Annotated in this window: 18 protein-coding genes; 11 read left to right on the top strand and 7 right to left on the bottom strand. The window is 62.7% G+C overall.

The window, feature by feature from the left end; translation table 11 throughout:
* Positions 1–161: 161 nt before the first annotated feature.
* Entirely contained in the window at positions 162–2,000 is a 1,839-nt protein-coding gene (locus BM413_RS21040; protein ID WP_091916584.1) for an ABC transporter ATP-binding protein/permease, read from the bottom strand.
* 179 nt (positions 2,001–2,179) lie between these two features.
* Here BM413_RS21040 and BM413_RS21035 point away from each other — a divergent pair, with 179 nt between their 5' ends.
* The 3 genes from BM413_RS21035 to BM413_RS21025 all read left to right on the top strand — a co-directional run bounded on the left by BM413_RS21035 (position 2,180) and on the right by BM413_RS21025 (position 3,854).
* Positions 2,180–2,488 (top strand): hypothetical protein, encoded by a 309-nt coding sequence (locus BM413_RS21035; protein WP_091916582.1) that lies wholly within the window; start codon positions 2,180–2,182, stop codon positions 2,486–2,488.
* Between the two features lie 190 nt (positions 2,489–2,678).
* On the top strand, positions 2,679–3,374 hold the full coding sequence (locus tag BM413_RS21030) for an ABC transporter substrate-binding protein (RefSeq protein ID WP_348272917.1): 696 nt from the start codon (positions 2,679–2,681) through the stop codon (positions 3,372–3,374).
* A 72-nt stretch (positions 3,375–3,446) separates the two neighbouring features.
* Positions 3,447–3,854: a hypothetical protein gene (locus tag BM413_RS21025; RefSeq protein ID WP_091916578.1), complete on the top strand. Its 408-nt coding sequence runs from the start codon at positions 3,447–3,449 to the stop codon at positions 3,852–3,854.
* Positions 3,855–3,867: 13 nt separating this feature from the next.
* Here BM413_RS21025 and BM413_RS21020 read toward each other — a convergent pair whose 3' ends face one another.
* From BM413_RS21020 to BM413_RS21010, 3 genes are all read right to left on the bottom strand, one after another.
* Positions 3,868–4,422, bottom strand: a complete 555-nt coding sequence (locus BM413_RS21020; RefSeq protein ID WP_091916576.1) for a GreA/GreB family elongation factor — start codon at positions 4,420–4,422, stop codon at positions 3,868–3,870.
* A 149-nt stretch (positions 4,423–4,571) separates the two neighbouring features.
* The gene (gene rnk / locus BM413_RS21015; protein WP_091916574.1) at positions 4,572–5,027 is read right to left on the bottom strand and encodes a nucleoside diphosphate kinase regulator; all 456 of its coding nucleotides are present in this window, start codon (positions 5,025–5,027) and stop codon (positions 4,572–4,574) included.
* Between the two features lie 326 nt (positions 5,028–5,353).
* Positions 5,354–5,890 (bottom strand): GNAT family N-acetyltransferase, encoded by a 537-nt coding sequence (locus BM413_RS21010; protein WP_091916572.1) that lies wholly within the window; start codon positions 5,888–5,890, stop codon positions 5,354–5,356.
* A gap of 347 nt (positions 5,891–6,237) precedes the next feature.
* Between BM413_RS21010 and BM413_RS21005 the strand changes: the two genes are divergently transcribed.
* A complete protein-coding gene (locus tag BM413_RS21005; protein WP_091916570.1) occupies positions 6,238–6,693 on the top strand; it encodes a DUF2214 family protein in 456 nt (151 codons plus the stop codon).
* Positions 6,694–6,696: 3 nt separating this feature from the next.
* Here the strand turns inward: BM413_RS21005 and nth are convergent, their stop codons facing one another.
* Positions 6,697–7,470, bottom strand: coding sequence for an endonuclease III (nth, locus tag BM413_RS21000; protein ID WP_091916568.1), 774 nt, complete (start codon positions 7,468–7,470; stop codon positions 6,697–6,699).
* A gap of 22 nt (positions 7,471–7,492) precedes the next feature.
* Between nth and BM413_RS20995 the strand changes: the two genes are divergently transcribed.
* Together BM413_RS20995 and BM413_RS32645 are read left to right on the top strand one after the other, a co-directional pair.
* The gene (locus BM413_RS20995) at positions 7,493–7,987 is read left to right on the top strand and encodes a DUF2244 domain-containing protein (RefSeq protein WP_091916566.1); all 495 of its coding nucleotides are present in this window, start codon (positions 7,493–7,495) and stop codon (positions 7,985–7,987) included.
* A gap of 78 nt (positions 7,988–8,065) precedes the next feature.
* On the top strand, positions 8,066–8,320 hold the full coding sequence (locus BM413_RS32645) for a hypothetical protein (protein WP_139238624.1): 255 nt from the start codon (positions 8,066–8,068) through the stop codon (positions 8,318–8,320).
* A gap of 78 nt (positions 8,321–8,398) precedes the next feature.
* Here the strand turns inward: BM413_RS32645 and BM413_RS20990 are convergent, their stop codons facing one another.
* Entirely contained in the window at positions 8,399–9,214 is an 816-nt protein-coding gene (locus BM413_RS20990; protein ID WP_091916564.1) for a class I SAM-dependent methyltransferase, read from the bottom strand.
* Between the two features lie 114 nt (positions 9,215–9,328).
* On the opposite strand from BM413_RS20990, the gene BM413_RS20985 reads away from it, so the two are divergent.
* The 4 genes from BM413_RS20985 to BM413_RS20970 all read left to right on the top strand — a co-directional run bounded on the left by BM413_RS20985 (position 9,329) and on the right by BM413_RS20970 (position 13,145).
* Entirely contained in the window at positions 9,329–10,219 is an 891-nt protein-coding gene (locus BM413_RS20985) for a methylated-DNA--[protein]-cysteine S-methyltransferase (protein WP_091916562.1), read from the top strand.
* Positions 10,220–10,303: 84 nt separating this feature from the next.
* Positions 10,304–11,215 (top strand): ribokinase, encoded by a 912-nt coding sequence (locus tag BM413_RS20980; RefSeq protein ID WP_091916560.1) that lies wholly within the window; start codon positions 10,304–10,306, stop codon positions 11,213–11,215.
* Positions 11,216–11,228: 13 nt separating this feature from the next.
* Positions 11,229–12,680: an amidase gene (locus tag BM413_RS20975; protein WP_091916558.1), complete on the top strand. Its 1,452-nt coding sequence runs from the start codon at positions 11,229–11,231 to the stop codon at positions 12,678–12,680.
* 45 nt (positions 12,681–12,725) lie between these two features.
* Complete coding sequence (locus BM413_RS20970) at positions 12,726–13,145, top strand: hypothetical protein (RefSeq protein ID WP_091916556.1); 420 nt, start codon at positions 12,726–12,728, stop codon at positions 13,143–13,145.
* 47 nt (positions 13,146–13,192) lie between these two features.
* On the opposite strand, the gene BM413_RS20965 is transcribed toward BM413_RS20970, so the two are convergent.
* Positions 13,193–13,660 (bottom strand): aminoacyl-tRNA deacylase, encoded by a 468-nt coding sequence (locus BM413_RS20965; RefSeq protein WP_175544383.1) that lies wholly within the window; start codon positions 13,658–13,660, stop codon positions 13,193–13,195.
* An 84-nt stretch (positions 13,661–13,744) separates the two neighbouring features.
* Here BM413_RS20965 and BM413_RS20960 point away from each other — a divergent pair, with 84 nt between their 5' ends.
* Positions 13,745–14,359 (top strand): LysE family translocator, encoded by a 615-nt coding sequence (locus tag BM413_RS20960; RefSeq protein WP_091916624.1) that lies wholly within the window; start codon positions 13,745–13,747, stop codon positions 14,357–14,359.
* The last annotated feature ends 12 nt before the right edge of the window (positions 14,360–14,371 follow it).

Raw genomic sequence — 14,371 nt, 5'->3', positions numbered from 1 at the left:
CGGCGCGCCGCCCTCGTTGTTGAGGCGTATATAGTCGCCACCTTCCCAACCTGTCAACAACCATTTCCATCTTTCATGAAGTTTTTGAGACAGAACCGAAAAACTATCCACAGGGGCCGCAAAACGCCTTGAAAACGCAGCCTGCGATTTGAGGGGACGCTTCAGGCCCGCCGTTTGCGCAGGGCGACCTCCATTTCCGCAGCCGCAGTGGCTTTCTCGGCCCCGGCCGGATTGAGCCGCAACGGCTTGAGCACGTGCCCGTCCGGATGCTTGGCCAGATGCAGAATGCGCGTGAAGAAATGGCCGTTGCGCTCGGCGCGGCCGATATTGACGATCGCCGCCTTTGCCAGGTCCTCCTCCAGGATCGACATGACCCGGCGGCGCGCATCACCGGCCAGCGTATCCAGCGCTTCGTCTATGACCACCCAGCGCGGCCGATGCAGGCCGAGCCGGGCAAAGGCCAGCAGGCGCTGGTCATCATCGTTCAGTTCGCGGTCCCAGCGCTCGCTGCGATCGAGCGCCGGCACGAGGCGTCCGAGTCCGGCCTTTGTGAGAGACGCGGCAAGATCGGCCTCCGCAAAGGTCTGCGACCCTTGCGGATAGGATAGAACCTCGCGCAACGTGCCGGGCGGGAAATAGGGCGTTCGCGGCACGAAGGTCACGGCCTCGCCGGCAGGCAAGCCGATTCGGCCGCTGCCCCACGGCCACAGGCCGGCCACGGCGCGGAAGAACAGCGTCTTGCCCGCCCCCGGCTCGCCCGTCACCAGCACGCGTTCGCCGGGTTTGATTTCGATATCGGCCTCTTCCAGCCTGACGCAGCCGCCGGGCGAAGCGACCTCGATCTTTTCAAGCGTCATGCGGTCGCCTTTCGCCTCAGTGAATTCGATTCGCTGCTCGACCTCGTGCAATTCGTCGGTCTTCAGGATAGCCGCGCGAAAGGAGGCGACGCGCAGCAGGGTTGCCCGCCAGTCGGCGATGCCGCCGATATTGTCGACGAACCAGCGCAGCGAGGCATGGACCTGGTTGAACGCGCCCACCGCCATCATCAGGCCGCCAAAACTCAGGTCGCCGGCGAAATAGACCGGCGAGGCAATGACGATCGGCGCAATGACGGTGATCCAGCCATAGCTGGCGGTAACCCAGGTCAGCCCCGTCACCGCGCGCACGATGAGCCGCACCGATTGCAGCACTGTGGCAAGGTCGAGCTCGAGACGCCGCCTCTCGTCCGCCTCGCCGCCGGCGAGCGAAATGGCATCGATATGTTCGTTGACGCGCATCAGCGAGAAACGCAGTTCCGCCTCGCGCCCATATCGATCGCCGTTGAGCTTGATCAGCGGACGCCCGGCCAGCCAGCTCAGCCAGGACGCGATGCCGGCATAGATGATCGCCGCCCAGACCATATAGCCCGGAATCGCAAATTCCCTGCCGCCAACGTGGAAGACGAAACCTGTAGACAGCGACCACAGCACGCCGACGAAGCTGACAAGAAGAATGGTCGCCTGCAGCAGCCCTACCCCCAGATCGGTCGTCAGGTCGCTGAGATGGCGCGCGTCCTCATGCATGCGCTGGTCCGGGTTGACGCCGATGGCGCCTGCGTTGGCGAGCCGGAAGGCCCGGCGCGGCCGCATCCATTCGCCGATCAGGTCGCGCACCAGCCCTTCGCGCAGCTTGAGATGGATCATCTGGTTCAGCCAGGTCTGCCCGACATTGAGGATGAGCAGCACGGCGGCGATAACGGCGAAGATTTCGAGCTGATAAAAGAAGCCCTGGAGATCACGCCGCTCGAGCGCATCATAAAATGGCCGGTACCAGCGATTGAGCACGACCTGCCCTACCGCCGTCGCCACGATAACGGCAAAGATGGTGGCGCAGAGCCCCATTATAGTATTGCGCAGCGGCGACGAGCCGAACGCCCGCGTCATCATCATGAGCTGGTCGCGGAAACTTTCGTCGGCGGGCGTCGGTAAGGTCGCGGCCTCTTCTTGTATCTGGTCCGCCATCGTCGCAGATCCTTTCCTCGCAGCATCGGCTTTTGAAACATAGTGCGTCGGCATCGCGACGCTATTCAATCCCGGTCTTCACACCGCGATGTGATTGCGCGGAGCCAAGGCATCAAGTGGATCGGATCGACGGGCAAAGCGTTACGCCTTCTTCGATCACTCGATCACGGGATATCGCGATGAACACCGCAAATCTTCAACTCGAAGGCCTGTATCTGGCTATCGCTTCGATCAACAACCTGCTTGTCGCCAAGGGCATGGTAAGCGTCGAGGAGATCGACACTGCCCTTCGGCGCGCCGAAGCCAACGCCACCGGCGACGAGCGTGTCGTCGAGGACATGACGCCGGCCAACCGCGATGCCGTGTGTTTTCCGATCCGGCTTCTGCAGGCGGCCAACAACAGCCGGTCCGACCGCAACACGCCGACCTTCTCCGAACTCGCAAAAATGGTCGGGCAGACCAAGGAGCCTTACAACGATCAGATGTGAGGCAAGCTTTTTTCCTGCCAATCAACTTGCCCGACGCGAGGTGTGATGATTTGCTGGCAGTGTTTGGGAACACGAAGCGGCCGCAAGTGCCGCAGAGGAGAAAGCAATGCGTATTTCAGGACGTCTCGCCGGCATTCTTGCAGGTGCCGCAATCACGCTGGCGGCCGGATCGGCCTTCGCCGATGAGCCCATGAAGCTGAAGATCGGCACGGAAGGCGCCTACCCGCCCTTCAACAGCATCGCCGCCGACGGTTCGCTGATCGGCTTCGACATCGACATCTCCAATGCGCTGTGCGCGCAGATGAAGGCGCAGTGCGAAATCGTCACCCAGGATTGGGACGGCATGATCCCTGCCCTGCAGGCTGGCAAGTTCGACGCCATCATCGCGTCGATGAGCATCACGGAAGAGCGCAAGAAGCAGATTTCCTTCACCAACAAATATTATGTCACGCCGCTTTCGGTGGTGGCGCTGAAGGATTCCAGCCTCTCGACGACCGACCCTGCGGCCTATTCCGGCAAGACCGTCGGCGCGCAGGCCTCGACGACGCAGGCCACCTATGCCGACGAGGTCTATGGCAAGGCCGGTGCCGAGGCCAAACTCTATCCCTCGCAGGATGAGGCGATGGCCGATCTCGCCAATGGGCGGCTCGACGCGGTGGTGGCCGACAAGTTCGTGCTGGTCGACTGGATGGACAAGACCGGCAAGGATTGCTGCAAGATGGTCGGCGATATCGAAGGCACGAATGCGCCGGCTGGCATCGGCGTGCGGCAGGCGGACAATGAGCTGCGCGAAAAGCTGAATGCCGCCATCGACGCGATCGTCGCCGATGGTACCTACGGCAAGATCGTCCAGAAGTATTTCACTTTCGACATCTATGGCGGTTAGGATTGCTGGCATCTACGGTGTGCGCCGGAGCGGGCACCGTAAACGGACAAAGCGCGGATAAACATTCGAAGCATGACGACATCCAGAAGCGCCAACTTCGCCTGCACCCTGTTGCTTGCCGCCACGGTCTCCAGCCAGGCACGCGCCGAGCCGGTGCAGTTGCAGCGCACGATGGCCGACGGCGTCTATCATTGCGAAGTCTATGCGCTCGGGATGTTCATCCATCTCGGCGACATCATTATAAAAGGCCCCACCTATCGCGGTCCGGCATGGTTCGAACCCTTTGCCGGACCGTATAGATATGAAGTGACGCCCTTCGACGAGATCAACTGGTTTGGGCCGCTTGGCGGCTTCACCTCGGGCGGGAACTCCGTCGACCTGACGCAGGTCACCATCAATACCGACGAGAAGGCCTCGTTCGACATCATCGTGCGTGAGGCGAGCGGCAGTTTTTCCGCCACGACCTGCGAGAAGCGGTAGTCGACGACTGCGCTTATGCGGCGGACGGCCCCGGATCGTCATCAAAGGGTGCAAGAACCCTTTCGATGGGCGTTGCCGGCAGGCCCTCGGCGGAATGAACCAGCCGCAATATGGCGCCACGTGGCTTTGACGCAGAGCCGCCAAGGCCGCGCTGCAACCCTGCCGCCTCACGCTTGGCAGCCTCCGGCTGATAGACGACTTCCTGAACGGTCAGCTTTTCCTCGGTCCCGTCCGCCCTGCGGATGGTCATGGACTGACCCTCGGCAAGGCCCATCAGGGCAAGGCCGCGCGGATTGGTGATCGAAAGCACCGAACCGACCAGCCCGCGCAGCTCGTCATGGGCGATGATGCGCGTCTCGGCCGGGCCGTCATCGACGCGGTAGCTGACGCGGCTCGACAGCGTGACGACCATCGGCGGGATATCGTCCCGGAACATGACGCTCGCGCCCTCGATCTTGCGCTTGAGGATTTCGGCGATCGGGTCGTCGCGCCCGAGGCAGCGCTCCAGCATGACTTCGAGGATCGTGTAATCCTTGGTCGTCAGCAGGCAGGTTTCTCCATTCGACATGGCAAATCTCCAGCCGAACCGTTTTCACCCGGTTTCGGCTTCAAGTGTTGTGCTTGAGTTCGAAAGACGCTCCCCTGGACCGGACGCGATTTGTCCGGAGCAGGGGCTAGGATCCTGCGACGAGATTGCCTGAGCGGTGGATCATGCCGTCACGCCCGGTCCGACGCCGCGGCCAGTGCCGCCGTTTCGGAAGGTACCGGCGCACCGGGTTTTCTCACGTCGAGCACTTCGAGTTCGTGCGTGCGCCCATCGCGGGCCGTCCACGAAATCGACTGCCCGGGCGAAAGCCCGATCAGCGCCGTGCCGATCGGGGTGAGGATGGAGATCTTGCCTTGCGCGATGTCGGCATCGCCGGGGAATACCAGCGTCACCGTCTTTGCCTCGCCGGTGTCCGGCTTGAAGGTGACGGCCGAGCCCATGCGGGCGACGTCGTCGGGAATGGAGCCGTCGGCCACGACGCGCGCGCGGTCGAGTTCAAGCAGCAATTCCTCCGAGACTTCCGGATTGCGCTCTGCCATCGCATTGGCGAAAGCGATGAGCTTCGAATGATCGGAGGCGCCGATCCTGATATTGGGCTTGCGCCGCGCCCTGGTCTTTTCCTGCATTTTATTACCTGTGCTTGTGACCGCGACGGAATCCGGCTCTCGGACTTCGACGTGCGGTGCCGATTTCCGGCAGTATCAATGATGTTGGAAGCGCCGATGCCGCAGATTCAGAAAATGGGATGCTGCGGAAAAGTGTCGTACCGCCCCGCGGCTCGGGGGCGCATGGCAGCCGAGCCGGGGGTCAGCGTCCCGCGATGGGGCACACCCGCTGAAAAAACTTGAATCGTGTTTCGGCTGCGATCGACATGTCGCGATAGTCCCGAAACTTCTCATGTAAGTCAAGCAACCGCCCAATCCCTCATTCGGCGGGTGCCTGAAAAGGCCCCTCACCCTCTTTCGAAGAGCAGCGTCGGCGAGCCCTTGTAAGTCGTCCTCGCCGTCTCGCGATAATCGAATTTTTCGGCAATGCGGATCGACGCGACATTTTCGGGATCGATGATGCAGACGGTTTTCGCCCCGCCGAAATGCCGGTCGGCCCATTCATGCATGGCGCCGACGACCTCGGTCGCGAAACCCTTGCCATGCACGTCGGACACGAAACCCCAGCCGGCTTCGGGCAGGCCTTCGATCGAAGGTTCCATCTCGCGCTTGGCATCCTGGAAGCCCGCCCCGCCGAGAAAACGGCCGGTTCCCTTTTCCTCGACCACCCAATAACCGAAGCCGAGCAACTGCCAGTGCCCAAGATAGCGCAGCATGCGCGCCCACACGTCTTCGCGCGGCAGCGGCTGGCCGGTGATGAAGCGCGTATGGAGCGGATCGGTCCACATCGCCACGAAACCGTCGAAGTCCGACAGCCTGTGCCCGCGCAGGATGGTGCGGGCTGTTTCGATGACGGGGATTTCGGTGGCGGGCAGATCGGTCATATCGATTCCGGATGTTTGTAGGGGAAGCCGTAACATGGGTCGTGGCTACTGAATGAGGCCACGGTGGCGATCAGTTTTCTTCCAGCGGTTACAATAGCGGGCCATCGAGTGACGGCTACACCCCCACCCCTAACCCCTCCCCACAAGGGGGAGCGGGACGATTTCGTCGCCGTTGCCACCAGAAGCGGTGAAGATTGGCGCTAAGCGGCGATGCAGCAAATTCCCCTCCCCCTTGTGGGGAGGGGTTACGGGTGGGGGTCGTCCCGCCAAGCCCGCTTGACCCCACCCTCAATTTCCGTACTTGTACGCAGCAGGCAAATCTCTCCTGGCTCCGGAAAGAAACACCCATGGAAACCACCGACCTGCTTCTCGCAATCGTCCATCACATTCTGGTCTTCTCGGTCGCGGCGCTGATTGCCTGCGAATCCGTTCTGACGCGCGGCGAACTGTCTGCCGCTGCCATCAAGCGGCTCGCCGGGCTCGACCGTCATTATGGCATCCTCGCCATGCTGGTCATCATCGTCGGCGCGGGCCGTGTTTTCTATGGCCTGAAAGGCTGGGAATTCTACGTCTACAACTGGGTTTTCTGGGCCAAGATGATTTCGTTCCTCGCGGTCGGCCTCTTGTCGATCATCCCGACCATGCGGTTCCTGTCATGGAACAGGCAGGCGAGCGCCAATGCGAATTTCACCGTGCCGGCGGCCGAACTCTCCTCGGTGCGATTCTACCTGCGCGCCGAGATGGTCGGCATCGTCCTGATCCTGATCTTCGCCGCCGCCATGGCGCGCGGCTACGGCTACTGATTTCTACTGAGCAGCCGCAAGCGGCTCGATCGGCACCAGCGGCGCGGGAATATCCGTCGTCTTTTCCGCCGACTTGCAGATGTCGGCGATGACGCACATCGGGCAATCCGGCTTGCGCGCCTTGCAGACATAGCGCCCATGCAGGATCAGCCAGTGATGGGCATGGCGCATATATTCGTCCGGAATGACCTTCATAAGCCCCGCCTCGACCTGCTCCGGCGTCTTGCCGGGTGCCAGGCCGATCCGGTTGCCGATGCGGAAAATATGCGTGTCGACCGCCATGGTGTGCTGGCCGAAGGCCATGTTGAGCACGACATTGGCGGTCTTTCGCCCTACCCCCGGCAGCTCGACAAGCTGGTCGCGATTGTCTGGAACCGCGCCGCCATGATCGCGAATCAGCGCCTGCGAAAGCGCAATCACATTCTTCGCCTTGTTGCGCCAAAGCCCGATCGTGCGGATGTATTCACCCACCCTCGCCTCGCCCAGCGCCAGCATCTTCTGCGGCGTATCGGCGATTGCAAACAGCGCCCGCGTCGCCTTGTTGACGCCGATATCCGTTGCCTGCGCCGAAAGCACCACCGCCACCAGCAGCGTGAAGGCGTTGACATGCTCGAGCTCGCCCTTGGGCTCCGGGCGCTGCACGGCAAAGCGCCGGAAAATCTCGTGCACTTCGGCCGGTGAATAAAGACACGCAGGTTTCTTGGAAATCCGGCGCGGCTTCGCGCCCGGCTGCGGCTTTTTGGGCTTGAGCTGATCTTTGGGCTTGGGGTTCGTCATCGTCTTCCTATAATCTGGAGCGATGAGCGAGACAAACGCCATATCCGCCGCCGACCAGCCCTTCTTCCAGGCGCTGCTGATGCCGCATCGGTCGCTCGGCCGCACCGGCTTCCTGATCCTTATGGGCGCGCTGTCCTTCGGCTGGCTTGCCACCGGCGCCTTCTTCCTGTCGAGAGGCGCATGGCCGGTTTTCGGCTTTTTCGGCCTCGACATTCTCGCCGTCTACATCGCCTTCAAGCTGAACTACCGCGCCGCGCGTGCCCGCGAGGAGGTGACGGTTTCGCGCACCAGCCTCGATATCCGCAAGACAGCACCCTCCGGCCGCATCGAAGACCACCACTTCAACCCGTTCTGGGCGCGATTCTCGGTCGCCCGTCACGACGAGATTGGCATCACCGGCATGGCGGTCGATGGCCAGGGCCAGCATGTGCCGATCGGCAGTTTTCTCAACCCCGACGACCGCGAGAGTTTTGCTAGCGCCTTTTCGCGGGCCTTGGCGAAAGCCAAGGGGCGGTAGCGTCCTAAGACTTGCGCGATGGGGCTTTCCAGCCATCCGCGTAAATCAGCCAGAAAATCAGTCCCCCGATTGCCCCGATTGAGCCTGACGGCAATCGTCACCCAGGGCGACACGATATCAAGCCATCTCAGCAGAACATACGCCGGCAAGCCTACAACAATAGCAAAAGTCCATGCCAAGGCGCAGCCGATGAAAAACAATGGCATGGTCGATGCAAACCCACCCGTGAGGGGATCGTCTGACATCAAAATCGAGCCGAAGATCGGGGACAGAAATATCGCAACCGTTAACGGCGGCGCGAGTACGAAGGCTGCGAAAGCGCGCGCGTGCTGATACATCGGCAACCATCCCCAAGAAATCCAAGCCGAGCATCGCATCAAGATTCAAGTGCGACAAGGACTGTCTGGCGCTTCAAAACCGGTACCGCAGCAGCCTGCCGACCCGCCGCAACGGCGGAAAGAAGTTCCAGAGCAAGATGATCCATTGGGACGACCAGCTCATCCGGGAGACATGTTCGGGCTTGTAGGCCGAAACCTCCTCGACCAGTTCCAGGCCGGGCGCTGCCTTTTCCAGATCGCGCGGATCGTTGATCGCCCAATGGAGTTCGGCTCCGGTAAGGCGAACCGAAGGCGTGAGGCTCACCAGCTTGAGGCCGAGATCGCTATAGGCGTCGCCGATGATCTCACCGCTCGCCAGATGCGAAACCAGCCGCGCGAACAGTTTTGGTCCCTCCTCGGCCGGCAGATAAGGCGTGATCCCCTCGGCCACCACCATGGCCGGGCGGTCGCGAGGCACCTGATCCAGCCAGGCCGGGTCTGTCACTGACGAGGCGACCAGATGGTAGTTTTTGCGTGAGGGATAAAGCTTGCGCCGAAGCGCGATCACTTCCGGGTAATCCACATCGTACCATTCGATCCCGGCGGGTGGATCGATGCGGAACACCCGCGTGTCGAGGCCGCAACCGAGATGCAGCACGATCGCATTCGGGGTTTTGGCCATGAAATCCATGACCCACTCGTCCAGCGTCTTGGCCCGGATCGCCAGCCCTACGCCGAGATCGTGGTCGACTTTCAGCCTGGCAAAATCATAGTCTATCTTGCCGACCGCCTCGTCGGCGAAATGGTCCTTGAGAAGCGAATCGGGCTGCCTGCTTTCCAGCGCCTTGCCGTACAAGGTGATGAGCATGGTTTCCTTTTCCTTCGTCAGGATGACTTTTTCGCGTCCCATCTTTCCTCCCGATGTCGCGGCCAGTGTTATCTGGCCCCGGCAAGGCACCACGGCAAGTTTCGGGTGGTGCGAAGGCCCTGCGTGCACGATATTCATCGGCAAGGAGACAATGTCATGAACGCTCAGACATCGATGAAACTTTCGCCGGTTCTTCGGCGCGAAATCACGCCTGAGGGCAGCGATTACGAGACCGTTCGCCGGGTGATTGAGAAGATCAGCCTCGACTATCGCGATCAGCCGTCGCTGGAAACGCTGGCGGAAGAAGTCGGCGAAACGCCGACCGGCCTGCAAAAGCTGTTCACCCGCTGGGCCGGCCTGTCGCCAAAGGGCTTTCTGCAGGCGGTGACGCTGGACCATGCGCGCCGGTTGCTCGATTCGGGCATGCCGCTGCTCGAAACCGCCTTCGAAGTCGGCATGTCCGGCCCCAGCCGCCTGCACGATCTGTTCGTCACCCATGAGGCGATGTCGCCCGGCGACTACAAGACCCGCGGCGCCGGCCTCACCATCCGCTACGGCCATCACATCTCGCCCTTCGGCGTGGCGCTGATCATGGTCACCGACCGCGGCCTTGCCGGCCTTGCCTTCAACGACGCCGGCAATGAGCGGGCAGCTTTCGCCGACATGTCGAGCCGCTGGCCGAACGCGACATATATAGAAGACATGTCCGCCACCGCGCCCTATGCCGCGCGCATCTTCGACCCGGCGCAGTGGCGGGCGGAAAACCCGCTGCGCGTCGTCATGATCGGCACGGACTTCCAGCTCCGCGTCTGGGACGCGCTCTTGAAAATCCCGATGGGCAAGGCATGCAGCTATTCCGACATCGCATCCGGCATCGGCACGCCGGCGGCCAGCCGCGCTGTGGGTGCCGCGGTCGGCGCAAATCCGCTGTCCTTTGTCGTGCCCTGCCACCGCGTCGTCGGCAAGTCCGGCGCGCTCACCGGCTATCACTGGGGCCTCACCCGCAAGCGGGCGATCCTCGGCTGGGAGGTCGGGCAGCTTTCGTGAAAGGCGTGAGATAGCCCCAGCCTGCGTATTTCAATATCCTTCCAAACGGATTAGCTTCCCGCGAAATTCGCAGGAGGCTTTTTCGTGATCACTGTCATCGGTTCCATCAATCTCGACCTCATCGCCACGGTCGATCGCCTGCCTGCCCCCGGCGAAACCGTGATGGGCAGCGCGTTCAAGACCGCGCCCGGCGGCAAGGGTGCGAACCAGGCGCTGGCGGCCGCACGCGCCGGGGCGCAGGTGCGCATGATCGGGGCCGTCGGCAAGGACAGTTTTGCCAATGACGCGCTCGCCTGCCTTAGGGCTGGCCAGGTCGAGCTTTCCGGCGTGCGCGAGGTTCATGCCGCCACCGGCACCGCGCATATTCTGGTCGAGGCCGACGGCGAAAACGTCATCGCGGTGGTGCCGGGCGCCAATGCGGCGGTGCTACCGGGCGATCTTTCAAACGCGGCCCTGCAAAAGGGCGAGATCATCCTTCTCCAGCACGAAATCCCGCTTGCGACCGTCGAGGCCGCGCTCGATGCGGCTCGCGCGGCCGGCAGCATAACCGTGCTCAACACCGCGCCCTTCAACGGCGCGGCTGCGCCGTTCCTCGAAAAGGCCGACTACATCGTCGCCAACGAGACTGAATTCGACCTCTATGGCGAGGTGCTGAAGCTGCAGGGCCGGGACCGCCCTGCCCGCATGAAGAACTTTGCCGAAAAGACCGGCCGCACCGTCATCGTCACGCTCGGCGGCGAAGGCGTTCTGGCGGCGACGCCCGACGGGCTCATCCAGGTGCCGGCGCTGAAGATCAAGCCGGTCGACACGGTCGGCGCCGGTGACACCTTCTGCGGCTATCTCGGCGCAGGTCTTGGCTCGGGGCTCAGCCTTGAGGATGCATTGCGCCGCGCTGCAGCTGCCGGTTCGCTCGCCTGCCTGAAGCCAGGCGCGCAACCGGCGATCCCGCTCAAGGCCGAAGTCGACGCTGCCCTTGCCGGCAACATGCCATCCTGACCGGGAGACCAGATTGAACCGCCCCGCAACCAAGCACGCCATTCCACCCGCAGGCGAAATCTGCCGCATGTCCGCCGTCGAACTGGCGGCGAAGATACAAACCCGGCAGCTGTCGGTGCGCGAAGTCGTCACCGCCTTCCTCGACCGCATCGACGCGGTCAACCCGCTCGTCAACGCCATCGTTTCGCTGCGCGACCGCGCCGACATCTTAGCCGAAGCCGACGCTGCCGATGCGGCACTGGCGAAGGGCATCACGCCCGGCCCGCTGTTCGGCCTGCCCCTTGCGATCAAGGACCTCGCCCTGACCAAGGGCCTGAAAACGACCTTCGGCTCGCCGATCTTCGCCGATTTCGTGCCCGACGAGGACGATTTCTTCGTCGAGCGCATGCGCAAGGCCGGCGCGATCTTCATCGGCAAGACCAACGTCCCCGAATTCGGCCTCGGTTCCAACACCTACAATCCCGTCTTCGGCCCGACCCTCAACGCCTTCGATCCGGCGCTGACCGCCGGCGGTTCCAGCGGCGGCGCGGCAGTCGCACTTGCGCTAAACATGGTTCCCGTCGCCGACGGCAGCGATTTCGGCGGCTCGCTGCGCAATCCGGCCGCCTACAACAATGTCTTCGGCTTTCGCCCGTCACAGGGGCTGGTTCCTGCCGGGCCGTCAAATGAGGTTTTCCATTCGCAGATCGGTATCGAGGGCCCGATGGCCCGCAATGTCGGCGACATGGCGCTGCTGCTTGGCGTGCAGGCTGGATATCATCCCCACGCGCCGCTGTCGCATGACGGCGAAAGCTCCTATCTCGCAGGCCTGCAAAACGGCGCGAAAAGTGGCCGAATCGCCTGGCTCGGCGATCTCGGCGGCCGCCTGCCCATCGAAGCCGGCGTTCTCGACCTGTGCGAGTCCGCCTTGCAACGATTCGGTGAAGCCGGCTTCGCGTCGGAACCGCTGGTGCCGCAGTTTGATTACGAAGCCCTGTGGCGCGCCTTCGTCACCTTGCGCCAGGCGACCAGCGGCTGCGAACTCAAGCTCCACTATGACGACCCGGCCAAGCGCGCCAAGCTGAAGCCCGAAGCGATCTGGGAGGCCGAGGGCGCAGAGCGCCTTACCGCGCCGCAGGTCCACGCCGCCTCCACCGTCCGTTCCGCATGGTACAAAACTGTGCTGGAGCTGTTCGAGCGCTTCGACTTGCTAGTGCTGCCGACCGCGCAGGTCTTTCCCTTCGACGTCACCACCCACTGGCCGGGCGAAGTCGCCGGCCGCGCGATGGACAGCTACCATCGCTGGATGGAGGTTTCCGCCTTTGCTTCGCTCGCCGGCTGCCCTGCCGTCAACGTGCCGGTCGGCTTCGACGATCACGGCCGCCCCATGGGCATGCAACTGATCGGCCGCCCGCGCGGCGACCTCGCCGTCTTGCAAGCGGCAGCCGCCTATGAGACCACTATGACGTGGGAAAGCGGGGCATAGAAGGTTGGCGGCAACGCCGGCCAGCCCCCGGCCGAAAGGGGGTTCATGGCGAAATCTTCGAAGAAGAATCCGCTGAAAGGCAGCATGTTCCGGCAACGGCTGAGCCAAAGGCTCGAACCGCTCCGCTGGTTCGCACACGAATACGCTGTCGCCCTTGCCATGCTGGTGGCAGCAGCCGCCTTCGGGGCCTACATGCTCATCCCCTTGCACAGCCCCGTGATCAAGCGCGAGCAGGTTAGCGCAGTCATCACAACGATAGTATCAACCCCACTCAGACCGAACCGAGCCGGCGGTTCCTACTACCAGTATGCGGTCATACCGAACGGCACGACTTCGCCTATAGTCATCAGAGACGACCTTTCCCCGTCCCTGCTTCCGCGCGAAATTGGCTCGGTCATCGAGCTGGAGCGACGGACACGGGCGAACGGCACGGTGACTTATCATATGTCGCCGATCGGCCTCTGAGCCGTATCCTGCGGAACACGCGCCAATTCCAAGTGCTGCATTCCAGCTCACACCAGCTTGGAAAAATCCCCGATCTCGCCCTGCGCCGCGCGCAGCCATTCGTCGCGTGAGATCACCAGCGTCGCGGTATTGCGGCCGGTTCCGCAGACGATCTCGTCGCGCTCGAGCACGGCGCGATCGATCAGAACGCGTGTTCCGTTGATCGGCAGGGGGACGATCCCGCCGATTTCCATGTCTATCTTTCGCGCCACATCGGCGGGTTCGGCCATTTTGAGATCGGCGCGGCGCATGCCGAGCGCATCGGCGATCTTCTTGTAGTCGGCCTTGTCCTTCGCCCTCAAGGCGACGATGGCCAGGCCACCGTCGGAGTGCGAAAATGTCAGGCCCTTGACCATGTCCTCCGGATCGTGCGGCAGGATCTCCTTCGCATCGTCGAAGGAGATGAGCGGGGTGTGATTGTGAACCGAAAACACCGCGCCGGCCGTTTCGAGGAATTCCTTGACCAAGGGGCTCATGCGATTCTGCTCCTTCGACTGCGAGACACTGGACATTCCTCGACGCTGATGCTTGTTTTCAAGCAATCGGAGAGGAATACAAAAATGTCGCTCGAAGTCTATGCCGCCTATGTCGTCGCCTGCATCGTCATCATCCTGATACCCGGCCCGACCGTCACGCTGATCATCGCCACCAGCATGCGCCATGGCACGCGCGCCGGGCTGGCCAATGTCGCCGGCACTCAGGCCGGCATCGCCGTCATGATCGCCATCGTCGGCATCGGCCTCACCTCGATGATCGAGGGCATGGGCCACTGGTTCGAGTGGGTGCGCCTGCTGGGTGCCGCCTATCTGATCTGGATGGGCATCCAGATGTTTCGCTCCACCGGCAGGCTTGATGCCAACGGCGTCCCCCAGGCACCGCGCGGCGGCTTCTTCCTGCAGGGTTTTCTCGTCGCCATCAGCAATCCCAAGACGCTGATCTTCTTCGGCGCCTTCATCCCGCAATTCCTCGATCCCACCGGCAACTACGCGCTTCAGATCGTCATCATGGGCACCACCGCCCTGATTTTCGCGGCGATGTCCGATTCCACCTACGCCATCGTTGCCGGCAGGGCCAGCCGCGCGCTGTCAGCCAGCCGCATCAAGCTCTTGTCGCGCATCAGCGGCAGTTTCCTCATCGGCGGCGGGCTGTGGCTGGCGTTCTCGCGGGCGAAGTGAGGGGCTACGCGG

The organism is Mesorhizobium sp. YR577, assembly GCF_900116595.1.
Lineage (GTDB): Bacteria > Pseudomonadota > Alphaproteobacteria > Rhizobiales > Rhizobiaceae > Mesorhizobium_M.
Note: the sequence above shows the minus strand (reverse complement) of the source record. Positions and strands in the feature narration are given on the sequence as shown.